This window comes from Streptomyces sp. NBC_00203 (genome assembly GCF_045206325.1).
Lineage (GTDB): Bacteria > Actinomycetota > Actinomycetes > Streptomycetales > Streptomycetaceae > Streptomyces > Streptomyces lutosisoli.
Genome location: NZ_CP108126.1, coordinates 1,440,528 through 1,463,153, shown reverse-complemented (window position 1 = coordinate 1,463,153; position 22,626 = coordinate 1,440,528). Strand labels below are relative to the sequence as shown.

General features: G+C 71.6%; 22 protein-coding genes. 21 read left to right on the top strand and 1 reads right to left on the bottom strand.

The features are described from left to right. Positions 1 to 2 precede the first annotated feature (2 nt). The 7 genes from OG975_RS06830 to OG975_RS06800 all read left to right on the top strand — a co-directional run bounded on the left by OG975_RS06830 (position 3) and on the right by OG975_RS06800 (position 7,726). Positions 3 to 1,028 (top strand): NAD-dependent epimerase/dehydratase family protein, encoded by a 1,026-nt coding sequence (locus OG975_RS06830; RefSeq protein WP_406328159.1) that lies wholly within the window; start codon positions 3 to 5, stop codon positions 1,026 to 1,028. Continuing rightward, positions 1,025 to 2,299, top strand: a complete 1,275-nt coding sequence (locus tag OG975_RS06825; RefSeq protein WP_406328158.1) for a DUF4910 domain-containing protein — start codon at positions 1,025 to 1,027, stop codon at positions 2,297 to 2,299. Before OG975_RS06830 ends, OG975_RS06825 begins: the two co-directional genes overlap by 4 nt. Then, positions 2,296 to 3,603, top strand: coding sequence for a hypothetical protein (locus OG975_RS06820; protein ID WP_406328157.1), 1,308 nt, complete (start codon positions 2,296 to 2,298; stop codon positions 3,601 to 3,603). The genes OG975_RS06825 and OG975_RS06820 overlap by 4 nt, the downstream gene beginning before the upstream one ends. Further along, the gene (locus OG975_RS06815; protein ID WP_406328155.1) at positions 3,600 to 4,547 is read left to right on the top strand and encodes a glycosyltransferase family 2 protein; all 948 of its coding nucleotides are present in this window, start codon (positions 3,600 to 3,602) and stop codon (positions 4,545 to 4,547) included. The genes OG975_RS06820 and OG975_RS06815 overlap by 4 nt, the downstream gene beginning before the upstream one ends. Next, the gene (locus OG975_RS06810; RefSeq protein ID WP_406328154.1) at positions 4,544 to 5,782 is read left to right on the top strand and encodes a polysaccharide pyruvyl transferase family protein; all 1,239 of its coding nucleotides are present in this window, start codon (positions 4,544 to 4,546) and stop codon (positions 5,780 to 5,782) included. The genes OG975_RS06815 and OG975_RS06810 overlap by 4 nt, the downstream gene beginning before the upstream one ends. Beyond that, positions 5,779 to 6,330: a dTDP-4-dehydrorhamnose 3,5-epimerase gene (rfbC, locus tag OG975_RS06805; protein WP_406328153.1), complete on the top strand. Its 552-nt coding sequence runs from the start codon at positions 5,779 to 5,781 to the stop codon at positions 6,328 to 6,330. The genes OG975_RS06810 and rfbC overlap by 4 nt, the downstream gene beginning before the upstream one ends. 64 nt (positions 6,331 to 6,394) lie before the next feature. After that, complete coding sequence (locus OG975_RS06800) at positions 6,395 to 7,726, top strand: glutamate-1-semialdehyde 2,1-aminomutase (RefSeq protein WP_406336178.1); 1,332 nt, start codon at positions 6,395 to 6,397, stop codon at positions 7,724 to 7,726. A gap of 12 nt (positions 7,727 to 7,738) precedes the next feature. Here OG975_RS06800 and OG975_RS06795 read toward each other — a convergent pair whose 3' ends face one another. Continuing rightward, a complete protein-coding gene (locus OG975_RS06795; RefSeq protein WP_406328152.1) occupies positions 7,739 to 8,449 on the bottom strand; it encodes a phosphatase PAP2 family protein in 711 nt (236 codons plus the stop codon). Positions 8,450 to 9,426: 977 nt separating this feature from the next. Here OG975_RS06795 and OG975_RS06790 point away from each other — a divergent pair. The 14 genes from OG975_RS06790 (at position 9,427) to hypF (ending at position 22,615) form a co-directional block, all read left to right on the top strand. Further along, a complete protein-coding gene (locus OG975_RS06790; RefSeq protein ID WP_406328150.1) occupies positions 9,427 to 9,741 on the top strand; it encodes a DUF6400 family protein in 315 nt (104 codons plus the stop codon). Beyond that, positions 9,728 to 9,985 (top strand): hypothetical protein, encoded by a 258-nt coding sequence (locus OG975_RS06785; RefSeq protein ID WP_406328149.1) that lies wholly within the window; start codon positions 9,728 to 9,730, stop codon positions 9,983 to 9,985. Before OG975_RS06790 ends, OG975_RS06785 begins: the two co-directional genes overlap by 14 nt. Before the next feature lie 193 nt (positions 9,986 to 10,178). Beyond that, the gene (locus tag OG975_RS06780; RefSeq protein ID WP_406336176.1) at positions 10,179 to 11,960 is read left to right on the top strand and encodes an enoyl-CoA hydratase-related protein; all 1,782 of its coding nucleotides are present in this window, start codon (positions 10,179 to 10,181) and stop codon (positions 11,958 to 11,960) included. Positions 11,961 to 12,023: 63 nt separating this feature from the next. Next, on the top strand, positions 12,024 to 13,112 hold the full coding sequence (locus tag OG975_RS06775) for a hydrogenase expression protein HypE (protein WP_406328148.1): 1,089 nt from the start codon (positions 12,024 to 12,026) through the stop codon (positions 13,110 to 13,112). An 83-nt stretch (positions 13,113 to 13,195) separates the two neighbouring features. Continuing rightward, entirely contained in the window at positions 13,196 to 14,980 is a 1,785-nt protein-coding gene (locus OG975_RS06770) for a nickel-dependent hydrogenase large subunit (protein WP_406328147.1), read from the top strand. Next, the gene (locus tag OG975_RS06765; RefSeq protein WP_406328146.1) at positions 14,977 to 15,516 is read left to right on the top strand and encodes a hypothetical protein; all 540 of its coding nucleotides are present in this window, start codon (positions 14,977 to 14,979) and stop codon (positions 15,514 to 15,516) included. Before OG975_RS06770 ends, OG975_RS06765 begins: the two co-directional genes overlap by 4 nt. Continuing rightward, positions 15,513 to 16,169: a DUF5947 family protein gene (locus tag OG975_RS06760; RefSeq protein ID WP_406328145.1), complete on the top strand. Its 657-nt coding sequence runs from the start codon at positions 15,513 to 15,515 to the stop codon at positions 16,167 to 16,169. The genes OG975_RS06765 and OG975_RS06760 overlap by 4 nt, the downstream gene beginning before the upstream one ends. After that, complete coding sequence (locus tag OG975_RS06755) at positions 16,166 to 16,849, top strand: DUF6084 family protein (RefSeq protein WP_406328144.1); 684 nt, start codon at positions 16,166 to 16,168, stop codon at positions 16,847 to 16,849. Before OG975_RS06760 ends, OG975_RS06755 begins: the two co-directional genes overlap by 4 nt. Further along, positions 16,846 to 18,276, top strand: a complete 1,431-nt coding sequence (locus OG975_RS06750) for a hypothetical protein (protein ID WP_406328143.1) — start codon at positions 16,846 to 16,848, stop codon at positions 18,274 to 18,276. The genes OG975_RS06755 and OG975_RS06750 overlap by 4 nt, the downstream gene beginning before the upstream one ends. Further along, a complete protein-coding gene (locus OG975_RS06745) occupies positions 18,273 to 18,818 on the top strand; it encodes a hydrogenase maturation protease (RefSeq protein ID WP_406328142.1) in 546 nt (181 codons plus the stop codon). Before OG975_RS06750 ends, OG975_RS06745 begins: the two co-directional genes overlap by 4 nt. Positions 18,819 to 18,828: 10 nt before the next feature. Next, positions 18,829 to 18,933 (top strand): DUF6893 family small protein, encoded by a 105-nt coding sequence (locus OG975_RS06740; protein WP_406328141.1) that lies wholly within the window; start codon positions 18,829 to 18,831, stop codon positions 18,931 to 18,933. Between the two features lie 143 nt (positions 18,934 to 19,076). Next, on the top strand, positions 19,077 to 19,475 hold the full coding sequence (hypA, locus tag OG975_RS06735) for a hydrogenase maturation nickel metallochaperone HypA (protein ID WP_406328140.1): 399 nt from the start codon (positions 19,077 to 19,079) through the stop codon (positions 19,473 to 19,475). A 3-nt stretch (positions 19,476 to 19,478) separates the two neighbouring features. Continuing rightward, positions 19,479 to 20,234, top strand: a complete 756-nt coding sequence (gene hypB / locus OG975_RS06730) for a hydrogenase nickel incorporation protein HypB (protein ID WP_406328138.1) — start codon at positions 19,479 to 19,481, stop codon at positions 20,232 to 20,234. Next, a complete protein-coding gene (gene hypF / locus OG975_RS06725; protein ID WP_406328137.1) occupies positions 20,231 to 22,615 on the top strand; it encodes a carbamoyltransferase HypF in 2,385 nt (794 codons plus the stop codon). Before hypB ends, hypF begins: the two co-directional genes overlap by 4 nt. Positions 22,616 to 22,626 lie beyond the last annotated feature (11 nt).

Sequence of the window (22,626 nt, the reverse complement as noted above, 5' to 3'; positions counted from 1 at the left end):
CTTTGCGCGTACTGCTCACCGGACACCAGGGCTACCTGGGCACCGTGATGGCCCCGGTACTCACGGCAGCCGGGCACGAGGTCGTCGGTCTTGACGCCGGCCTGTTCGCCGACTGCGTTCTCGGCCCGTCGCCCGCGGACCCGTCCGGGCATCGCGTGGACCTGCGCGACGTCACGGCCGAGCACGTGGCCGGGGTGGACGCCGTGATCCACCTGGCCGCGCTGTCCAACGACCCGCTGGGATCGCTGGCGCCGGAGCTCACCTACGACATCAACCATCACGCGTCCGTACGCCTTGCCCGGCTGGCCCGCGACGCCGGAGTGCGGCGCTTCCTGTACGCGTCGACGTGCTCCGTCTACGGCGCCGCCGGCGGCGACGACCTGGTGACCGAGGACGCCCCGCTGCGCCCGGTGACGCCGTACGCGGAGTCCAAGGTGCGGGTGGAGGACGACCTGCACGCGCTCTCCGACGGCGACTTCAGCCCGGTGTTCATGCGCAACGCCACCGCCTTCGGCTATTCGCCCCGGCTGCGCGCCGACATCGTGCTGAACAACCTGGTGGGCCACGCGCTCCTGTCCGGCGAGGTGCTTGTGCTCTCCGACGGCACCCCCTGGCGCCCGCTGGTGCACGCCGCCGACATCGCACGGGCCTTCACGGCCGCGCTGACCGCGCCGCGCGAAGCGGTGCACGACCGGGCGTTCAACATCGGCAGCGAGATCAACAACGTCACGGTCGCCGAGATCGCCGAGCAGGTCGCCGAGGCGGTGGACGGCTCGAAGGTGGTGATCACCGGCGAGACCGGGGCCGATCCGCGGTCGTACCGGGTGGACTTCTCCCGGTTCCGCGCCGCGCTGCCCGGCTTCGACTGCGAGTGGACGGTGAAGCAGGGCGCGCTCGAACTCGCCGACGCCTACCGGAAACACGGGCTGACCCGGGAGGACTTCGAGCGACGCTTCACCCGCCTTGCCGTGCTGCGCGCGGCGTCCGACGCCGGCGCCGTCGACGACACCCTGCGGTGGCGCCGATGACCAAGGCCGGCGAAGAGATGTACGAGCTGGTGGAGCGGCTGTACCCGCTGTGCCGGAGCATCACGGGGGACGGTGTGCGCGCCACCCTGGAGATCGTCGGCGAGTACGTCCCGCTGCAGGTGCACGAGGTGCCGACCGGGACGCAGGTGCTCGACTGGACGGTGCCGCAGGAGTGGAACATCCGGGACGCGTACATCGCCGACACCGCCGGCAACCGGGTCGTCGACTTCGCCGCGTCCAGCCTGCACGTGCTCGGCTACAGCGTGCCGGTGTCGGCGACCATGCCGCTGGCCGAGCTCCGCGCGCACCTGCACACCCTTCCCGACCAACCGAGTTGGGTTCCGTACCGCACCAGCTACTACAAGCCGGAATGGGGATTCTGCCTGGCCCAGGAGACCCTGGACGCGCTGCCGGACGGCGAGTACGAGGTGCGCATCGACTCCACACTCGCCGACGGCCACCTCACCTACGCCGAGCACGTGATCCCCGGGCAGGTCCCCGACGAGGTGATCGTCTCCTGCCACGTCTGCCACCCGTCGCTGGCCAACGACAACCTGGCCGGCATCGCGGTGGCGACGTTCCTGGCCCGGACGCTGGCGGAGCAGACGCCGTACTACACCTACCGGTTCATCTACGCGCCCGGCACCATCGGGGCGATCACCTGGCTGGCCCGCAACGCGGAACGGGTGGAGCGGGTCAAGCACGGGCTCGTGCTGGCCTGCGCCGGCGACTCGGGTCAACTGACCTACAAGCAGAGCAGGCGCGGCGACGCGGAGATCGACCGGGTGATGCGGCACGTGCTGGCCGCCTCCGAACGTCCGCACCACGTCACCGAGTTCACTCCGTACGGCTACGACGAGCGGCAATACTGCTCGCCCGGGTTCGACCTCGGCGTGGGCTCGCTCAGCCGGACCCCGTACGCCGGCTACCCCGAGTACCACACCTCGGCGGACAACCTGGACTTCGTCTCCCCGGAGGCGATGGCGGACACCCTTGCGGTCTGCCGCGAGGCGTTCGCCGTCCTGGACCGCAACCGGCAGTACGTCAACCTCAGCCCCTACGGCGAACCACAGCTGGGGCGGCGCGGGTTGTACGACGCTCTCGGCGGCCGCAGCGACACCAAGCAGGCCCAGATGGCCATGCTCTGGGTGCTCAACCTGTCCGACGGCGAGCACAGCCTGCTGGACGTCGCCGAGCGGTCCGGGCTGCCGTTCGACACCGTCGCCGCCGCGGCCGACGCCCTGCACGGCGCCGGGCTGATCAAGGCATGACGCCGATGACCACCGAGGGGGAGAATCCGCAGACAACGGCGTCACCGGCCGGATCCGCCAAGCGGGCCCTCGTAGGCCGGCTGTCCTGGGGACTGGCCGACCAGGCGGCCTCCAGCATCAGCAACTTCGTGGTGGGCATCTACGTGGCCCGCTCGCTGGGGGTGACCGCGTTCGGCGTGTTCAGCCTCGCCTGGGTGACCTACGGCGTGGTGCTCAACGTCTCCCGCGGCCTTGCCACCGATCCGCTCGTGGTGCGCTTCAGCGGCGTGTCGGACGCGTCCTGGCGCGGGGCGGTGGCCCGGTCGTCGGGTACCGCACTCGGCGTCGGCGCAGCGATCGGCGCGGCGTGTCTGGTGGCCGGGCTTGGTCTCGGCGGCAGAGTGGGGCCCGCGTTCGCCTGCCTCGGCGTCATGCTGCCGGGGCTGCTACTGCAGGACGCCTGGCGGTTCTCGTTCTTCGCCGCCGGCGCCGGGCGGAAGGCGTTCGTCAACGACGTCGTGTGGGGCGTCGCGCTCGTCCCGGCCCTGGTCGTGGCGGCCCGCGTGGGCAGCGTGGCCGCGTTCGTGCTCGCCTGGGGCGCGTCCGCCACGGTGGCGGCGGGGTACGGCTACCTCCAGTCCGGCATCCGGCCCCGGCTGACCGAGGCGCGCGGGTGGCTTCGTGAGCAGCGCGATCTCGGCTACCGGTATCTGGTCGAGAACGTCAGCCTCAGCGGCGCGAGCCAGCTGCGGGCGTACGGGCTCGGCGCGATCGTCGGGATCGGCGCGGTGGGCGCGGTGCGGGGTGCCGAGCTCCTGATGGGCCCGTTCCTCGCCGTGCTGATGGGTCTTTCGCTGGTCACCGTCCCGGAGGCGGCACGGGTGCTGCGGCAGGCCCCGCAGCGGCTGGGGAAGTTCTGCCTCCTCCTTGGCGGCGGGCAGGCCGCCGCCGCGCTGCTCTGGGGCGGGTCCCTGCTGCTGATGCCGGACCGGCTCGGTGAGTTCGTGCTCGGCGACGTCTGGCACTCCGCCTCGCAGCTCATCGTGCCGATCACCTTCAGCGTCGCGGGCGCCGGCCTCGGTACCGGCGCGGCGGCCGGGCTGCGCGCGCTCGGCGCGGCCCGGCGCAGCCTGCGCTCCCAGCTGTTCGCCTCCGTCTGCTACGTCAGCGGCGGGCTCGGCGGGGCGGCAGTCGCGGGCACGGTCGGCTCGGCCTGGGGCGTCGCCGCCGCGACCGTCAGCGGCTCGGCCGTGTGGTGGCTGCAACTGCGGTCCGCCCTGCGCGAGCGCCACCACCACCCCATCCCCGAAGTGAGGACCTCATGACCGCCCAACCCAGGCTGAGCATCGGCCTGCCCGTCTACAACGGCGAGGAGTACCTGGCCGAGTCGCTCGACGCCCTGCTCGGCCAGACCTACGAGGACTTCGAGCTGGTCATCTCCGACAACGCCTCGACCGACGGGACCCAGGACATCTGCCGCCTGTACGCAGCCAAGGACTCGCGCATCCGGTACCTCCGGCTGCCCCGGAACATCGGCGCCACGCCGAACCACAACCGTGTCTTCGACGAATGCCGCGGCGAGCTGTTCAAGTGGGCCTCGCACGACGACCTGTACGGCCGCGACCTGCTACGGCGCTGCGTGGAGGCGCTGGACGAGCGGCCCGACGTGATCCTCGCGCACAGCGGCCAGGCGGTCATCGACGGCGACGGCCAGGTGAAGGTCCCGTACGAGTACGGGCTCGCCACCGACTCGCCGCACCCGCCGGAGCGCTTCCGCAGTCTGCTGTTCGAGCCGGGCGGCGACGACTTCTACGGGGTGATGCGGGCCGACATGCTGCGCCGGGTGAAGCCGCTCGACAGCTACCACCACGCGGACCGCACGTTCGTCGCCGAGATCACCCTGCACGGGCCCTTCCACCAGGTGCCGGAGCTGCTGTACTTCCGCCGCGACCACCCCACCCGCGCCGAGCGGGCGAACCCGAGCAAGCGCTCCCGGTGCGTCAACCTGGACCCGCGCCGGGCGGGCCCGCTGCACCCGACGCCCCGGCTGCTCGCCGAGTATCTGTGGGGCTTCGTCGCGGCGATCCGGCGGGCGCCGTTGTCCCCGGCCGACCGGCGTGCGTGCTACCGCCACCTGGGCTCATGGATGACCAGCCGGGTCCGGCCGGGCGCGGGCGAGCGGATCGAGGACCGCGCGCCGGTCGACCCGGACCTGCTCACGGTCTCCGTCGATGCCCTCGTCGCCGGCCGTGAGGGGAGGCAGGCATGACGTCAGCGGTCAAGGCTCCGGTGCGCGTCGGGGTGTTCGGCCTGCTCGGCTCCGGCAACCTCGGCAACGACGGATCGCTCGAGGCCGTACTCGGGTACCTCCGCGCCGAGCACCCGGACGCGGTCGTGGACGCGCTGTGCGGCGGACCTGAGATCGTCACGGCCCGGTACGGGATTCCCGCGACGCGGCTGCACTGGAACCGCGGGGAGTACCGGACCGCGTCGCGGGCGCGCGCGATCGCGGCGAAGGGCCTGGGAAAACTCGTCGACGTCTTCCGCACCGCCGCCTGGGTGCGCCGGCACGACGTGGTGATCGTGCCGGGCATGGGCGTCCTGGAGGCCACCCTGCCGCTGCGGCCGTGGGGCTTCCCGTACTCGCTGTTCCTGCTCTGCGCGAGCGGCCGACTGCTGCGCACTCGGGTCGCGCTGGTCAGCGTCGGCGCCGCGACGATCGGCAACCGGCCTACCCGGGCCCTGGTGCGCTGGTCGGCGCGGCTGGCCACGTACCGGTCCTACCGGGACGCCCAGTCCCGTGACGCGATGCGGGCCATGGGCGTGGACACCGCGCGCGACGAGGTCTACCCGGACCTCGCGTTCTCCCTGCCGGCGCCGCGGGCGAGCGCGCCCTCGGGCTCGCCGGGCCCGGTCTGCGTCGGTGTCATGGACTTCCACGGCGGCAACGACGACCGCGCCCGGGCCGAGGAGATATACCGGCGCTACCTCGACGGGACGATCCGGTTCGTCCGCGTACTGGCCGAGGAGGGCAGGCCGGTCCGGCTGCTCACCGGCGACGAATGCGATGCGTCGGTGGTCGCCGCGATCCTCGACGCGGTGGACTCGCCGCTGGTCACCGCAGCCGAGCCGGCCTCACTGGGCGACCTGATGAAGGAGATGGCGGCCGCCGACACCGTGGTGGCGGTCCGATATCACAACCTGATCTGCGCGCTGAAGACCGGCACGCCGGTGCTCGCCCTCTGCTACGCGGCGAAGAGCGACGCGCTCATGGACCGGATGGGCCTTGCCGCGTACTGCCACCCGGCTCGCGAGGTCGACGCCGACCGGCTGCTGGAGCAGTTCCGGGCGCTGGAGAAGCGATCGGCGGAGCTGCGGCAGACCCTGGTCGAGCGGAACCTGGCCGCCGCCCGGCAACTGGAAGACCAGTTCACCTCCTTGACCACGGCCGTGTTCCCCGCGACCGGCCACACCCACGCTCACGCTCGGCAGGAGTCTCCATGAAAGCGACCGAAGTCCCGGAGATCACCGGCGCGTACCTCTTCGAGCCGACGCCGTACGCCGACGAGCGCGGCTTCTTCTGCCGCACCTTCGACGCCGACGTGGTGCGCTCGGTGGGCCTCGACCCGCACGCCTTCATCCAGGACAGCGTGTCGCGCTCGGTCCGGGGCGTGCTGCGCGGCCTGCACCTGCGCTCCGGAGCCGGCGAGGCCAAGCTGGTGCGGTGCTCGTACGGGCGGATCTTCGACGTCGTCGTGGACCTGCGGCCGGACTCGCCGACCTACCGCAACATGGCCTCCTTCGAGCTGTCCGGCGAGACGCAGACGACCCTGTACATCCCGGCGGGGTGCGCGCACGGCTTCCAGGCGCTGACCGAAACCGCCGACACCTCGTACCGGATCGACCGCCCGCACGATCCGGCCGAGGACGTGACGATCGCCTTCGACGACCCGGAGCTCGGTATCCCCTGGCCGCTGCCGGTCGTCTCGATGTCCAAGCGGGACCAGGAGGCACCGAGCCTCGCCGAGGTCCTGAAGCACAGCAAGAAGTGAGGTCCGCGTGGACACCAAACACACCGAACACACCGAACACACCGAACACACCGAACACACCGAAGTGACCGAGGAGACCGCGGAGTTCGGCCTGCCCCGGTCGCGGCAGGCGAACGAGCGGCTGCACGCCATGATCCCGGGGGGCGCGCACACCTACGCCAAGGGCGACGACCAGTACCCCGAGAACCTGGCCCCGGTCATCAGCCACGGCCGCGGTGCCCACGTGTGGGACATCGACGGCAACCGCTACATCGAGTACGGCTCCGGCCTGCGGTCGGTCAGCCTCGGCCACGCCCACCCACGCGTGATCGAGGCGGTGCGGCGGGAACTCGACCGCGGCAGCAACTTCGTCCGGCCGTCCATCGTGGAGGTCGAGGCCGCGGAACGTTTCCTGGCCACCGTGCCGACCGCGGAGATGGTGAAGTTCGCGAAGAACGGCTCCGACGTCACCACCGCCGCGGTGCGCCTCGCCCGCGCCGTCACCGGGCGCCCGCGGGTGGCCATCTGCGGCGACCATCCGTTCTTCTCCGTCGACGACTGGTTCATCGGCACCACGCCGATGTCCGCCGGCATTCCGGCGGCGACCACCGAGCTCACCGTGGCGTTCCCCTACGGGGACCTGGCCGCCACGGAGGAACTGCTGACCCGGTACCAGGACGAGGTCGCCTGCCTGATCCTCGAACCCGCCGGCCACGCCGAGCCGCCGCCCGGGTACCTCGCGGGCCTGCGCGAGCTGGCCGACCGGCACGGCTGCGTACTGATCTTCGACGAGATGATCACCGGCTTCCGCTGGTCCGAGGCGGGCGCGCAGGGCCTGTACGGCGTCGTCCCCGACCTCTCCACATTCGGCAAGGCGCTGGGCAACGGGTTCGCCGTCTCCGCGCTGGCCGGGCGCCGCGAACTGATGGAGCGGGGCGGGCTGCGTCACTCCGGCGACCGGGTGTTCCTGCTGTCCACCACGCACGGTGCGGAAACGCATTCCCTGGCAGCCGCGATGGCCGTGCAGACCACCTACGTCGAGGAGGGCGTCACCGCGCGGCTGCACGCCCTCGGCGAGCGGCTGGCCGCCGGTGTCCGCGACGCGGCGGCCGGCATGGGCGTCGCCGACCACATCGTCGTCCGGGGCCGGGCCAGCAACCTGGTCTTCGCCACCCTCGACGAGAACCGGCAGCCGTCGCAGCAGTACCGCACCCTGTTCCTGCGCAGGCTCCTCGCGGGCGGGGTGCTGGCCCCGTCGTTCGTGGTGAGCAGCGCGCTTGACGACGCAGACATCGACCGCACCGTCGATGTGGTGGCCCAGGCATGTGCGGTGTACCGGAAGGCACTGGACGCCGCTGACCCCAGCCCCTGGCTGGCCGGGCGGCCGGTGAAGCCCGTGTTCCGCCGCTTGGCGTGACGTGACGTGACGTCAGCGGCGCTCCCGCCGACCGGCGTCGGCCATCCGATCGACCAGCGGGTCGGCCATCCGGTCGACCAGCCGGTCGGCGATCCGGTCGACCAACCACGCGGTCGCCGGTATCACCACCAGCGCGGTACACCAGCCGCCGAGGACGTCGGTCGGGTAGTGCGCGCCCAGGGCGACCTGCGCCCAGCCCATGGCGGCGCCGGCAACCAGCGCCGCGGCGAGCACGAGTGACGTGCCGGCCGTCCTGCCGAGGCCGAGCCGGCCGGCCGCGAGCAGCGCCACCATGAGGGCGAGCGCGGTGGCGAAAGCGGTGTGCCCGCTCGGATAGGACAGGTTGCCGGCGCCGTGGATGGTGCGTCCCACCAGGCGCTTGAGCAGCGTCGCCGTCCCCACGCTCATGCCGACGCCGGCAACGATGAGCACCGCCGCGCGAGGACTCCGAAGCAGCAGACAGCCCGCCACGGCGGCCACGACCAGCGTCACCGATCCCACGGGCTCCCCCAGGAAGTCCATGACCAGAGCGACTTGCCGCCACGGCGGCCGCACACTGTCCGCCGTCGGCTGGATGATCCACCTGTCCACCCTGCCGGGCTCGCTGTGGCCGGCGTACAGGACCCCGAGCACGACGACCACCAGCGTGGCGAGCGCCGCGATCAGCCCGAGCCACGCGCGCAGCGGCGGGGGCAGCACCGCGGGCGCCGGCCGGCCGGTCACACGCTCACCGCGTCGGGTCGACCTGCGGTAGTGACCTTCTTGTCTGCCGTGCGCAGCGTCGGGCGTTGCGGGATTACGACGGCGGGGCGTTGTTTCCGGACGACTCCGGTGCCCTGAAGTCCGGGCACGCCACGGCCTAAGTGTCCCGTCAGGACCTCGGCTCCCGCGGGCAGGTCGGAAACGGCATCGTCGCGGCCACCACCGCCCGGGCCCGCGCCAAGGACATCGCGTTTCGGGCGCTGGTCGCCGACTGCGAGCAAGATGACAAACCCGTCAAGCATGAACTGGGCTGGGCCGACTTCCAGGTCCGCTCCGGCCAGGCGATCCAACGCGAGCCCCCCGTAGTGTCCGATCCACCCTCCAGTAACCATAACTGCCCCGCGAGGAGCCGCTCCTGGCCTGTTGATCAGCCTCTACTTGTCACTACTTGTCACCCTAACCAACAATCCGGTCGCACGAGCAGCGCCAAGACAACTCCCCAGTGAATTGCGTCATACCGTCTTTTGGCAGCCGCGGATGACGCGGGCCGGGGCCCGCGGTGACGAAACAGGCACAGGTGGAGACTCGTTGGAAGGAGTCGCTCAGGCTGGCCCAGGGCTCGGCTGACACCCGCCCCGACGGCCCCGGCCCCGATCCGTCGCCACTGCCAGGCCCGGCGGTCCAGCCGGAACAGAGAACATTGCGGCCCTCGCCCGACAGGTCGTGCACTTCTTCACCGAGTCGGGCCACACCTTTGAGGCACCATCAGGCGCGGGTGCCGTCCGACGAGGCGCCGACCGCTGCCGTGCGTCGGCTGGGGGCGCGCCGAGGTCCGCGGCGGGTCTTCTCCCGGGGCGTACCCGTGCGGTGCGAGGAATTCGCCCAGCTCCACCCGGCCGATGTGGGGTCCGCCTCCGGGCCCCCGGGGTCGCGGGCCTGTTGTGACTTCTCCCACCTGCTCTTGCCGGAGCGAGGAACGGTTACCTACGTTCGGTCGCATGTCCCCCGATGGCCGCGCCCTTCCTGGCGAACCGGACGAACCCGCTGCAGCGAGCAGGCCTGCGGCGGACCGACCTGGCGCGCTCCCGACGGTCGACTTCGCCGTCGACCTGAGCTCGCACGAGCTGCTCCGGCGCGCTCATGTCCTGGCCGCTCTCGGCTCCGACTGGGACCCCGTCGCCACACTGCGCGGCGAGGAAGCGGCGTATGAGCTGCTCTATTCCGGCCTCAGCGCGGAGCAGCAGCGTGTGTACGACGAGCTGGTCTCGGCCGGTGTGCTTCCGCGGGGAGGGGGCGGCCATGCTGCCGCTTGACCCGCAGGCCGACATCGGGCGTCGCGCCTGGGTGGCCTGCCCGAACTGCGACGACCGTCGAGGGTGCACCACCTGCGAGCAAGGGCGCACCTGCTCCGAGCACTGGCGCTACCTGCTCTCCAACGTCGGCAGCCTGCTTCACCTGCAGTGCCGGTCGTGCACCCACATCTGGACACACGAGACCCATTTCGGTGCCACCCGCTCCCCGTGGGAGCGCATTACCAGCGGCCTGCGACGACGGTGATCATCCACAACGGCTGACTCGGTGAGCCGGGGCGTCGGTGCCGCCGCGGGCCATGGCCGGTGAGGCCGGACGGCGGATCGGCGCCCGCTTTCGGATGACCTCACCGTCTGTCGTCGGGGACGGCAGGCAGCCTTGGCCGAGGATCGCGGTCGGCGGCCACCCCTGCCTGCCGTTCGTCCGCCCGGAGGCAGCCGTGCACATCCTGCTCCTAGCCAGCTCGTTCAACAGCCTCACCCAGCGCGCCCACGCCGAACTGCGCGACCGCGGCCACAGTGTGGCGGTGGAACTCGCCCTGCCGGGCAGCTCGTTGCCGGACGCCGTGCGACAGCATGGACCACAGCTCATCGTGGCGCCGATGCTGAAGACGGCGATTCCCGAGGAGGTGTGGACAGCGCACACGTGCCTCGTCGTCCATCCGGGGCCCGTGGGCGACCGCGGACCGGCTTCCCTGGACTGGGCGATTCACGAAGGTGTCGACCAGTGGGGCGTCACCGTCCTGCAGGCCGATGGGGAGATGGACGCCGGTGACGTGTGGGCCTCCGTACCGTGTCGGATTCCTCAGGTGTCCAAGAGCGAGCTGTACCGGGGTGAGATCGCCGACGCCGCGCTCAAGGCCGTCCTGCTCGCGGTGGAGCGCTTCGCCGGGGGAAACCACGTACCGCGCAAGCAGGACGCGGCACGCACGGCCGATGCTCGCCTGCGCGCCCGCCCGTACCTCGACCAGAGCGTCCGGCGGATCGACTGGGCCGAGGACTCCACACAGGACGTCCTGCGCAAGCTGAGGGCGGCGGACTCGCAGCCCGGTGTGCTGGACGTGCTGCTTGGCGGTGAGTGGTATCTGCACGGCGGTCATCCCGAGAGCGTGTTGCGCGGCCGCCCGGGAGAGCTGCTGGCCACCCGGGCCGGGGCGGTCTGCCGGGCCACCAAGGACGGCGCCGTATGGATCCCCGAACTGCGGCCCCGGCGCGGGCCCGGGCAGCCGCCCACGTTCAAACTGCCTGCCGTGCAGGCACTGGGCGACCGGCTGCCGCCGCTGCCCGAGCACGCCCTGCCGCTGTTGCCCGAGGTGCGGCACCGCACCTGGACGGACATCCGCTACCGGGAGGACGGGAACGTGGGCTTCCTCTCGTTCTCCTTCCCCGGCGGCGCCATGAGCACGGAGCAGTGCCGGCGTCTGCTGGACGCCTACCGGGAAGCGTGCGCGCGGCCCACGTCGGTGCTGGTGCTGGGCGGCGAACGGGACTTCTTCTCCAACGGGATCCATCTCAACGTCATCGAGGCCGCAGACGACCCCGCTGCCGAGTCCTGGGCGAACATCAACGCCATCGACGATCTGGTCGAGGCGGTCCTGACGACGACGGACCGGCTGGTGGTCGCGGCGGTCGCGGGCAACGCCGCGGCGGGCGGGGCGATGCTCGCCCTGGCGGCCGACGAGGTGTGGTGCCGCTCGGGCGCCGTGCTGAACCCTCACTACCGTCTGATGGGCCTGTACGGCTCGGAGTACTGGACGCACACCCTGCCGCGCAGGGTGGGTCCCGCGACGGCCGAACGGCTCATGCGTAAGGCTCTGCCGGTGAGCTCGGCGAGCGCACTGCGCCTCGGGCTCGTCGACCGGGTGGTCGACTGCGGTCCTGATGAGTTCGCGCGGGAGGTCGGCGGCCTGGCGGCGCGTCTGGCGTCACTTCCGGCGACGGTGTCACGGATCACCGCGAAGAAGACGGAGCTGGACCGGCTGGAGAGTGCGACCCCGCTGGCCGGCTTCCGTGAGCAGGAGCTGGCCCGGATGCGCCGGTCCTTCGACGACCCGGACGCCCCGTTTCACGCTCTGCGTCGTTCCTTCGTCCACAAGGAGCGGCCACCGTGCACCCCGCCGCACCTCGGTCCCGCCACGGTTGCGCAAACCGGTCCGATCCCCTCTGCCGCCGATGTCACCGGAACGGCCCTCGATGGCGTCTCATCACGGCCGAACGACTGATACGAAGAAGGCCGACGGTCGAAATACAGTCTTTCTCCCCTTACCTCCCCAGGAGGCGGTCCCATGACTGAGGCGACGCCGGGCACGGTCGGCACTGCGGACGCAGGCGGCGCGCCCGCCGACGAGACACCCACGATCCACATTCTCTGGATCAACGCGGGGCTGAGCTGCGACGGCGACTCGGTCGCGTTGACGGCGGCTATGCAGCCCAGCATCGAGGAGATCGTGCTCGGCGTACTGCCGGGGCTTCCGAAGATCGCCGTTCACTGGCCGCTCATCGACTTCGAGTGCGGTCCGGTCGGCGGCTCGGACACGTTCATCGAGTGGTTCTTCAAGGGGGAGCGGGGCGAGATCGACCCGTTCGTCCTGGTCGTCGAGGGCTCCGTCCCCAACGAGGCGATCAAGCCCGAGGGCTATTGGTGCGGCTTCGGCGACAACCCGGAGACCGGCCAGCCGATCACCACCAGCGAGTGGATCGACCGGCTCGCCCCGAAGGCACTGGCGGTCGTCGCCATCGGCACCTGCGCGACCTACGGCGGCATCCACGCCATGGCCGGCAACCCGACCGGCGCGATGGGCGTGCCGGACTACCTCGGCTGGGACTGGAAGTCCCACGCAGGCATCCCCATCGTGTGCGTCCCCGGCTGTCCGATCCAGCCCGACAACTTCTCCGAGACGCTCACCTATCTGCTCTACCAGGCGGCCGGCGCCGCCCCGATGATTCCGCTGGACGACAAGCTGCGCCCGACCTGGCTGTTCGGGGCCACCGTGCACGAGGGCTGCGACCGCGCGGGCTACTACGAGCAGGGTGAGTTCGCCCTGTCGTACGACTCGCCGAAGTGCCTGGTCAAGCTCGGCTGCTGGGGCCCGGTCGTCAAGTGCAACGTGCCCAAGCGCGGCTGGATGAACGGGATCGGCGGCTGCCCCAACGTCGGCGGCATCTGCATCGCCTGCACCATGCCCGGGTTCCCCGACAAGTTCATGCCGTTCATGGACGAGCCGCCCGGCGCCAAGGTGTCGAGCGGCGCCAGCGAAGCGTACGGCGCCGTGGTCCGCAGGCTGAGGTCGATCACGGCCAAGACGGTGGACAAGGAGCCCAAGTGGCGCCGTACCGGAGAGAAGATCACCACCGGATACCGACCCCCGTGGTGAGCATCCGCCGCAAGTAATCCGCTCCCTGCTTCGTGCACTCCCCCCACACGAACCTCCCGCGCAACGAAGGGCACGGCACACAGATGGCACCGAAGACGAAGGCGGCCGGCGACGGCAGTGGCCTGGTGGAGATGGCCTGGGACCCGATCACCCGGATCGTGGGCAGCCTGGGCATCCACACGAAGATCGACTTCAAGCAGAAGCGGGTCGCGGAGTGCTACAGCACCTCGTCGGTCTTCCGTGGCTACAGCGTCTTCATGCGCGGCAAGGATCCCCGCGACGCCCACTTCATCACCAGCCGCATCTGCGGGATCTGCGGGGACAACCACGCCACCTGCTCGGTGTACGCGCAGAACATGGCGTACGGCGTGAAGCCCCCGCACCTCGGCGAGTGGATCATCAACCTCGGCGAGTCCGCGGAGTACATGTTCGACCACAACATCTTCCAGGAGAACCTGGTGGGGGTCGACTACTGCGAGAAGATGGTCAAGGAGACCAACCCCGGCGTCCTCGAACTCGCCGAGCGCACCGAGGCCCCGCACGCCGCGGAGCACGGCTACCGCACGATCGCCGACATCATGCGGTCCCTGAACCCCCTCGAAGGCGAGTTCTACCGCGAGGCCCTCCAGGTGAGCCGCTACACGCGGGAGATGTTCTGCCTGATGGAGGGCCGTCATGTGCACCCCTCCACGCTCTACCCGGGCGGCGTCGGAACCATCGCCTCCGTGCAGCTCTTCACGGACTACCTCAGCCGCCTGATGCGCTACGTGGAGTTCATGAAGCGCGTAGTGCCCCTGCACGACGACCTGTTCGACTTCTTCTACGAGGCGCTGCCCGGGTACGAGGAAGTGGGTCGGCGGCGTGTCCTGCTCGGCTGCTGGGGCGCGCTCAACGACCCCGAGTACTGCGACTTCACCTACGCCAACATGACCGACTGGGGCCGGCGCATGTTCGTCACGCCCGGCATCATCGTCGACGGCAAGCTCGTCACCAACGACCTCACCGAGATCAACCTCGGCATCCGCATCCTGCTGGGCAGCTCCTACTACGAGGACTGGCAGGGCCAGGAACAGTTCGTCACCCACGACCCGCTCGGCAACCCGGTGGACCCGCGCCACCCGTGGAACCAGCACACCATCCCCGCCCCGCAGAAGCGTGACTTCGACGACAAGTACAGCTGGGTCATGTCGCCCCGCTGGTTCGACGGCAAGGACCACCTGGCCCTGGACACCGGCGGCGGCCCCATCGCCCGTCTGTGGTCCACCGCCCTGTCCGGACTCGTCGACACCGGCTATGTGAAGGCCACCGGCCACAGCGTGGTCATCAACCTGCCGCGCACGATGACCAAGCCCGAGACCAGCTTCGAGTGGAAGATCCCGAAGTGGAGCAACGCGCTGGAACGCAACCGTGCGCGCACCTACTTCCAGGCCTACACCGCTGCCGTCGCGCTGCACTTCGCGGAGAAGGGCCTGGAGGAGGTCCGGGCCGGACGCACCCAGACCTGGGAGAAGTTCGAGGTCCCGGACGAGAGCATCGGCGTCGGCTTCACCGAGGCGGTCCGAGGCGTCCTCTCCCACCACATGGTGATCCGCGACGGCAAGATCGCCAACTACCACCCGTATCCGCCCACCCCCTGGAACGCCAGTACCAGGGACTCCTTCGGCACGCCGGGCCCGTACGAGGACGCCGTGCAGAACACGCCCATCTTCGAGGAGAACACCCCCGAGAACTTCAAGGGCATCGACATCATGCGCGCCGTCCGCAGCTTCGACCCCTGTCTGCCCTGTGGCGTCCACATGTACGTCGGGGGCGGCAAGACGGTGAAGTCGATGCACGTGCCCACCGGCCTGAGCGGACTGGGCGGATGAGCGCGGGGACTGCGGCAGTGCCGGTCAACGCGGAGCAGACCGGACGCCGTGTCGAGGAGGTGCTGGACCGACTGGCCGCGAGCGGCGACCCGGCCGCCGCCGCGGCGGCAGAGGAACTCGTGCGGTCGCTCATGGACTTCTACGGTGCCGGCCTGGCCCGCATCCTCCACCTGCTGTCCTCCGCCCCCGGCGAACCGTCGGCGGGACTGCTCGGTGACGAACTGGTCGCGAGCCTGCTCGTCCTGCACGACCTGCACCCCGAGGACCGCGACACCCGCATCGCCCGGGCCCTCGACAGCGTCCGGGAACACGCCTTGGACGTCGTGGACTTCGACGAGGAGAGCGGCACCCTGACGCTGCGGACCCGGGAGGCCGGCGGCTGCGGTTGCGGCTCCGGTGCGGACGCCCGGGAGGCCGCGGAGGCAGCGCTCGCCTGCTTCGCACCGGAGGTCAGGGCCGTCGACGTACAGACCGCACCTGCCGGGCCCGCGCTCCTCCAGATCGGTACCGGGCCGGCACCGACGAGGACCCGATGAGCGCGTCCCCGGCGCCCGTCCGAAGTGCGCGCACCCCTGGCCTGCGGAGATTCCTCACCGAGCGTCCGCTCCGGCCCGAGCGATGTGAGCTGTGCGCGGTGGCCTTGACCGAAGCGGACCACCGCCACCTGGTCGACACCGAGAAACGCGCCCTCGTCTGCGCCTGCGCCGCCTGCGCGCTGCTGATGGAACAGCCGGGTGCCGCCGCGGGCCGCTTCCGCACGGTCCCGGCCCGCTACCTCACCGACCCCGGGCATCGCCTCGACGAGAGCGCGTGGGAGGCGTTGCAGATCCCGGTCGGCGTCGCCTTCCTCTTCCGCAACGCGGCGCTCGACCGGCTGGTCGCCCTCTACCCGAGCCCGGCCGGAGCCACCGAGAGCGAACTCGAACCGGCCACGTGGACGGACGTCCTCGGCGGCAGCCGGCTCGCCGAACTGCTCGAACCCGACGTGGAGGCGCTGCTGCTGCGCCGCACCGACGGCCGCTGCGAGTGCCACCTCGTACCGATCGACATCTGCTACGAACTCGTCGGCCGCATGCGCCTGTTGTGGCAGGGCTTCGACGGCGGAGCCGAGGCCCGCGCAGCTCTGGACGCGTTCTTCGCGGACGTCTCGCGACGCGCCCGGCCCGTGGGCGAGGCGGTGCGGCCGTGACGGAGTTCTCTTTCGCCTGCACCGGCGTCCGTGCCGACCGGTACGCCGCCGGACCGACCCTCGTCTTCCGGCTGCGCGTCACCGCCGCCGGCAACGCCCGCGTCCACGCCCTCGCGCTGCGCTGCCAGATCCGCATCGAACCCGCCCGCCGCGGCTACGAGTCCGCCGAGGCCGGCGGCCTGGCGGACCTCTTCGGCGAGCGCTCACGCTGGGGCAGCACGCTCCAGCCGGTGCAGTTCGCCCAGGTCTCGGTCATGGTCCCCAGCTTCACCGGAGAGACCGAAGCCGACCTCGTCGTGCCCTGCACCTACGACATGGACATCGCCGCGACCCGCTACCTCACCGCCCTCACCGACGGCGAGGTCCCCCTCCTGATGCTCTTCTCCGGTACGGCGTTCACCGGAGCCGGCGGTTTCCGGATCGAGCCGGTGCCGTGGGACCGGGAGGCGGCCTTCCGGATGCCGGTCGCCACCTGGCGGGAGATGGTCGAGCAGCACTTCCCCGGGTGCGGCTGGATCCGGCTGCCCCGCGACACCATGGACGCCCTCCTCGCCTACCGCTCCCGGCACGCCCTGCCCTCTTGGGAGGCGACCGTCCAGGCGCTGCTGGACAGTGCCGACCCGCCCGCGCACGACCCGCTGCACGCGCTCACCGGCACCACCGGAAGGACGGACCCGTGACCGTGACCGCGTTCGCCCCTCAGACGGAGGAGCGGTTCGCCCTCGCCCGGCAGGTGGCGGACGCCGTCCTCTTCGAGGGCTATGTGCTCTACCCGTACCGCGCCTCGGCAGCCAAGAACCGGCTGCGCTGGCAGTTCGGGGTGCTCGTGCCGCCCGGCTGGGGCACCGAGTGCGAGGAACACGACTTCCAGCACACCGAATGCCTGATGGAACCGAAGGCGGGCGCGACCCTCTCGGTCGAGGTGCGCTTCCTGCACGCCCGACGGCGCACGGTGCAGCGCGCCCGCCCGGACGGCGGCTTCGACACGGTTGCCGAACTCCACCTCGACGACCGGGTGCTGGTGCCCTGGGACGAGGGGGGCGAGGAGCGCGTCGAAGTGGTCGCGTCGGTGGACGAACTCCTCGGCGACGGCGTCACCCATCCCTTCCGACGCCCCGCCCGCGAGGACACCGCACCGGTCCTGGACGCGGCCGGCCGCACCGTCGGCCGACTGGTCCGGCGGTGCGAGGAGATCAGCGGGACGGTCCGGCTGTCCGCCCGCGAACTCGACGGTCCCTACCGGGCCATGCGGCTGACCGCCGTCGTCGAGAACACCAGCGACTGGACACCGCCCGAGGGCCGCGGCGCCGACCGGGACGCGGCGCTGCCGCACTCCCTGGTGGCCACCCACCTCCTCATGGCCCTCAGCGCCGGATCGTTCCTGTCGATGACCGATCCCCCCGAGTGGGCGAGGGGCGCGGTCGCCGCCTGCCGCAACCTGCACACCTGGCCCGTACTCGCCGGCGAACCCGGCCGCGCCGACCTCGTGCTGTCCTCGCCGATCATCCTGGAGGACCATCCGGCCATCGCACCGGAGAGCCCCGGCGTGCTCTACGACGCCACCGAGATCGACGAGATCCTCGCGCTGCGCACCGCGGCTCTCACCGACGAGGAGAAACGCGAAGCCCGGGGCACCGACGAGCGGGCGGCCGCCGTGATCGAGCTGGCGGACTCGATGCCGGCCGAGGTTCTGGAGCGTCTGCACGGGGCGGTGCGGAGTCTGCGCGAGGTGACCGGCCCGGGTCCCGCCGCCTCGGACGGCGGCTTCCCCGACGAGTACGGGGTGCAGCGGCCGGACACCCCCTGGTGGGACCCCGCGAGTGAGGCGGGCTTCGACCCGGCGCAGGACCGGGTGGTCGTGGACGGTCGGTCCGTGGGCAAGGGCAGCCGCGTCGAGTTGCGCCCGGGCCTGCGGCGCACGGACGCGCAGGACATCTTCCTGCGGGGCCGCACCGCGAAGGTCGAGGCGGTGCTGCACGACGTCGACGGCGGGGTGCACCTGGCGGTCACGGTCGAGGGTGACCCGGGCGCCGACATCCGCCGAGAGCAGGGACGGTTCCTGTACTTCCAGCCCGACGAGGTCACACCGCTGGAGGACGACGGATGAACCTTCCCCCACCGGCAGGTCCAAGGACTCTCGTGGCGGGCATCGGCAACATCTTCCTCGGAGACGACGGCTTCGGCGTGGAGACCGCGCGCCTGCTCGCCGAGCGCGGCCTGCCCGGACACATCGAGGTCGTGGACATCGGTGTGCGCGGGGTGCACCTCGCCTACCAGCTCCTGGACGGCTACGACACCCTCGTCCTCGTGGACGCCACGGCACGCGGCGAAGCCCCCGGCACGCTGTACGTGATCGAACACGACGTAGGCGGCGGGAGCCCTTCGCCGGGCACCCCCGCACTGGACGGCCACCGGATGACCCCCGACACGGTCCTGGCGCTGCTGGGCACCCTCTGCGCCGGGACCGGCGCCGAGCCACCACGCCGCGTCCTGGTCGTCGGATGCGAACCGGCCTCGGTGGACGAGGGCATCGGGCTCAGCGCGCCGGTGTCCGACGCCGTACCGGAGGCCGTCCGGCTGATCGAAGAGCTGCTGCGGAACGGGGAGCCGTCCGTGGCAAAGGCCTCAACCGCTGAGGCTTCGACGTGAGGAGAGACGGATGAAGAAGATCGTCATCGGCGGAGCGGCCCTCGCCGCCATGATCGCAGTCTTCGCCGAGTTGCTTCCCGACCTCAAGCGCTATCTGCGGATCCGACGGATGTGAACTGTGGGCGCCACCGGTGTGCCGTGCGCTTGCGTCGAACGGCGTACCTGCCGGCCGGTGACGGCGTGCCGGTCCCTGCGACCCGGGTGAGCGCGCCTCTAATGAAGGCCGACCGGAGGCAGGCCGCGGAAGGACGGAGTCCCATGCACGAGATGTCCGTCGCGATGGCCGTCGTCGACCAGGTGGCAGAGGCCGCCGCGCGGGCCGGTGACGTCACGGCGGTGCGATCGGTACGGCTCCAGGTGGGCGAACTGGCCGGCGTCGTACCCGATTCGCTCGCCTTCTGCTTCGAACTGGTCTGCGCCGGAACCCTGCTGGAAGGCGCCGCACTGGTCACCGAAGCGGTGCCGGGGCGGGCCCGCTGCACGCCCTGTGCACACGAATGGGCCGTCGGCATGCCGCCCCGGCTGACCTGCCCCGGGTGCGGCGGGACGCGTACCGAGCTGCTCGCGGGCCGGGAACTGCAGATCGTCGACGTGCACTGGGAGGACGGCGGCCCCCCGCACGCGCCCACCCGCGAACCGATCTCCGAGGAGCGCTGAACCATGTGTCGTGTCGTCGACCTGCGGCAGGCCGTACTCGCGAAGAACGACGCGAGCGCCCACGAACTGCGCGCTCACCTCGCTGTCCGAGGCACCGCGGTCGTCAACCTGCTGTCCAGTCCGGGCAGTGGCAAGACCGCCCTGCTGGAAAGCGAACTGCTGCGGGCACGGGAGCGGTCCGTGCCCGTCGCGGCGCTGACCGCCGATCTCGCCACCGAGAACGACGCGGCGCGCCTGGCGCGTTCGGGCGTCCCCGTCAAGCAGGTGCTCACCGACGGACTGTGTCATCTGGAGGCGGGGATGCTCGCCGGGCACCTGGACGGGTGGCTGCCCGACGACACGCGGCTGCTGTTCGTGGAGAACGTCGGCAACCTGGTCTGCCCGGCCTCCTACGACCTGGGGGAGACGCTGAGGGTCACCCTCGCCTCCGTGACGGAGGGCGAGGACAAGCCGCTCAAGTACCCCACCGCCTTCGGCCTCGCCCACCTGGTCGTGGTCACCAAGACCGACATCGCGGAGGCCGTCGAGTTCGACGAGGCCGCGTTCCGCGCGAATGTGGAGCAGGTCAACCCGGGAGTCGAGGTGGTCCTGACCTCGGCGCGCCGGGGGCAGGGAGTCGGCGCGCTGCTCGACAGGGCGATGGCAGCCGCGGACGGCGCACCCGTCCACTCGCCGGTCATGGCCAAGCTGCCCCATCACCACGGTCACACCCACGCGCACACGGAGGCCACCGGCACGATGGCCCACACCCACTCGTGAGCGGTCCGCAGGCCCCGGCCGCCATCGCCGAGGACACTCCGCGACGCCGCCGGGTCACCGTCCGGGGAGTGGTGCAGGGCGTGGGCTTCCGGCCCTACCTGTACGGCCTCGCCACCGAACTCGCCCTCGCCGGGCACGTGACCAACACTCCGGAGGGCGTCGTCGTGGAGGTCGAGGGCACCGCCTCGGCCGTGGCCCGGTTCTGCGACCGGATCGCCGCCCAGGCACCCCCGCTGGCCCGCGTGGAGTCCGTCCACCACCGGGAGATGCCTCCCGTCGGCGGCACCGCGTTCACCATCCTCACCTCCCGAACCGACGGACCGGCCCGCACCCTGGTCTCCCCGGACTCCGCCACCTGCGCCGACTGCCTCGCTGAGTTGGCCGACCCGGCCGACCGGCGGTACCGCCACCCGTTCGTCAACTGCACCCACTGCGGCCCGCGCTTCACGATCGTCACCGGCGTGCCGTACGACCGGGCCAATACCACCATGGCCGGCTTCGCGATGTGCCCCGAATGCGCCCGGGAGTACGCGGATCCGGCCGACCGCCGCTTCCACGCGCAGCCGGTCGCCTGCCCGGCCTGCGGGCCGCGTCTGCGGCTGCTCGTCGCCCAGCAGCCAGGGCTCAGGAGTGTCGACGGTGCGGACCCGGTCACCGAGGCGCGCACCCTGCTGACGCGGGGCGCGACCCTCGCCGTGAAGGGCCTGGGCGGCTACCACCTGGCCTGCGATGCCACGAACCAGGCGGCGGTCGCCCTCCTGCGACGCCGGAAGGCGCGCGGGGACAAGCCGTTCGCCGTCATGGCCAGGGCCGCGGACGACGTCCGGCACCTCGTTCGGCTGAGCCCCGAGGAGCGGAACCTGCTCGAAGGCCGGGCCAGGCCGGTCGTCCTGATGAGGCGGCGTCCGCACCCGTCGTACGCCGCCGGGGACCCGCGGCCCGCCGAGGCCGTCGCGCCCGGCAGCCCCGACCTCGGCGTGATGCTGCCGTACACGCCCCTGCACCATCTGCTGCTCGGCCTGCCCGGCGACGCGGACGGCCCCCGGCTGCTCGTCATGACCAGCGGCAACGTGTCCGGTGAGCCGATCGTCACCGACGACACCGAGGCGCTGGAGCGGCTCGCGCACCTGGCCGACGCCTGGCTCACGCACGACCGGCCGATCCACGTCCCGTGCGACGACTCCGTGGTCCGCGTCTGCGACGGGGAGCCGCTGGTGATCCGCCGCTCGCGTGGCTACGCCCCGTTGCCGGTCTCCCTCCCGCTGCCCGTGCGGCCGGCCCTCGCCGTCGGCGGAGACCTGAAGAACGCCTTCTGTCTGGGGGCGGGCCGTCGCGCCTGGCTGTCGGCGCACATCGGTGACATGGACGACGTCGGTACGCAGCGGGCGTTCGAGCGCGCGGCGGCGCAGTTGGAGTCCATCACGGGGGTGCGGCCCGAGACCCTGGTGTCAGACCGGCATCCCGGCTACCGCTCCGTCCGGTGGGCCGACCGGAACGCGGCGCACCGGCCCGTCGTGCGCGTCCAGCACCATCACGCGCACGTTGCCGCCGCGATGGCCGAGCACGGGCTGGACGGCACCCGGGCGGTGATCGGCGTCGCCTTCGACGGCACGGGCCACGGCGACGACGGCGCCGTGTGGGGCGGGGAGTTCCTGCTCGCGGACTACGACGGCTTCACCCGGTTCGGGCACCTCGCGTACGTCCCGCTGCCCGGTGGCGACGCCGCGGTGCGCCGGCCGTACCGCATGGCGCTGGCCCATCTGAGGGCGGCCGGGATCGGCTGGTCCGACAACCTCGCTTGCATGGCCGCCTGCCCGCCCGACGAACTCCGCCTCCTGGAACGGCAGCTGGAGCGCAGTCTGAACTGTGTCCCCACCTCCAGCATGGGTCGGCTCTTCGACGCCGTGTCCTCTCTCGCCGGGGTGTGCCACCGGGCCGGATACGAGGCACAGGCCGCCGTCGAGTTGGAGGGGGCGGCTCTGCACGCACCCGCCGAGGACACCACCGCGTACGCCTTCGCCCTTCACACGTCGGAGGAGAACGGGGGTGGCGTCGTACGGGCGGATCCGGCACCCGTACTCGCGGCGATCGTCGACGACCTGCGCGCGGACATCGGGCCGGCCCTGGTCGCGGCTCGCTTCCATCGGGGCGTGACCGGGCTGGTGCACCGGATCTGCGCGCGGGCGCGAGAGCGGCACGGGCTGGACACGGTCGCCCTGACGGGAGGCGTGTTCGCGAACACGCTGCTCTCCTCGGCCTGTGCCGCCACCCTGCGCGAGGACGGCTTCACGGTCCTGCGGCACCACCTGGTGCCGCCCAACGACGGCGGCCTGGCGCTTGGCCAGCTGATGGTGGCCGCCCGGGCCACTCCCACCGACTGAGCAACGCGCGA

Coding starts and splice junctions, on each gene's coding strand:
- OG975_RS06785 (WP_406328149.1), top strand. CDS start 9,728: ATGCTGCCGCTTGACCCGCAGGCCGACATCGGGCGTCGCGCCTGGGTG.
- OG975_RS06775 (WP_406328148.1), top strand. CDS start 12,024: ATGACTGAGGCGACGCCGGGCACGGTCGGCACTGCGGACGCAGGCGGC.
- OG975_RS06770 (WP_406328147.1), top strand. CDS start 13,196: ATGGCACCGAAGACGAAGGCGGCCGGCGACGGCAGTGGCCTGGTGGAG.
- OG975_RS06740 (WP_406328141.1), top strand. CDS start 18,829: ATGAAGAAGATCGTCATCGGCGGAGCGGCCCTCGCCGCCATGATCGCA.
- OG975_RS06745 (WP_406328142.1), top strand. CDS start 18,273: ATGAACCTTCCCCCACCGGCAGGTCCAAGGACTCTCGTGGCGGGCATC.
- OG975_RS06760 (WP_406328145.1), top strand. CDS start 15,513: ATGAGCGCGTCCCCGGCGCCCGTCCGAAGTGCGCGCACCCCTGGCCTG.
- OG975_RS06810 (WP_406328154.1), top strand. CDS start 4,544: ATGACGTCAGCGGTCAAGGCTCCGGTGCGCGTCGGGGTGTTCGGCCTG.
- hypA (WP_406328140.1), top strand. CDS start 19,077: ATGCACGAGATGTCCGTCGCGATGGCCGTCGTCGACCAGGTGGCAGAG.
- OG975_RS06790 (WP_406328150.1), top strand. CDS start 9,427: ATGTCCCCCGATGGCCGCGCCCTTCCTGGCGAACCGGACGAACCCGCT.
- OG975_RS06820 (WP_406328157.1), top strand. CDS start 2,296: ATGACGCCGATGACCACCGAGGGGGAGAATCCGCAGACAACGGCGTCA.
- OG975_RS06825 (WP_406328158.1), top strand. CDS start 1,025: ATGACCAAGGCCGGCGAAGAGATGTACGAGCTGGTGGAGCGGCTGTAC.
- hypB (WP_406328138.1), top strand. CDS start 19,479: ATGTGTCGTGTCGTCGACCTGCGGCAGGCCGTACTCGCGAAGAACGAC.
- rfbC (WP_406328153.1), top strand. CDS start 5,779: ATGAAAGCGACCGAAGTCCCGGAGATCACCGGCGCGTACCTCTTCGAG.
- OG975_RS06815 (WP_406328155.1), top strand. CDS start 3,600: ATGACCGCCCAACCCAGGCTGAGCATCGGCCTGCCCGTCTACAACGGC.
- OG975_RS06765 (WP_406328146.1), top strand. CDS start 14,977: ATGAGCGCGGGGACTGCGGCAGTGCCGGTCAACGCGGAGCAGACCGGA.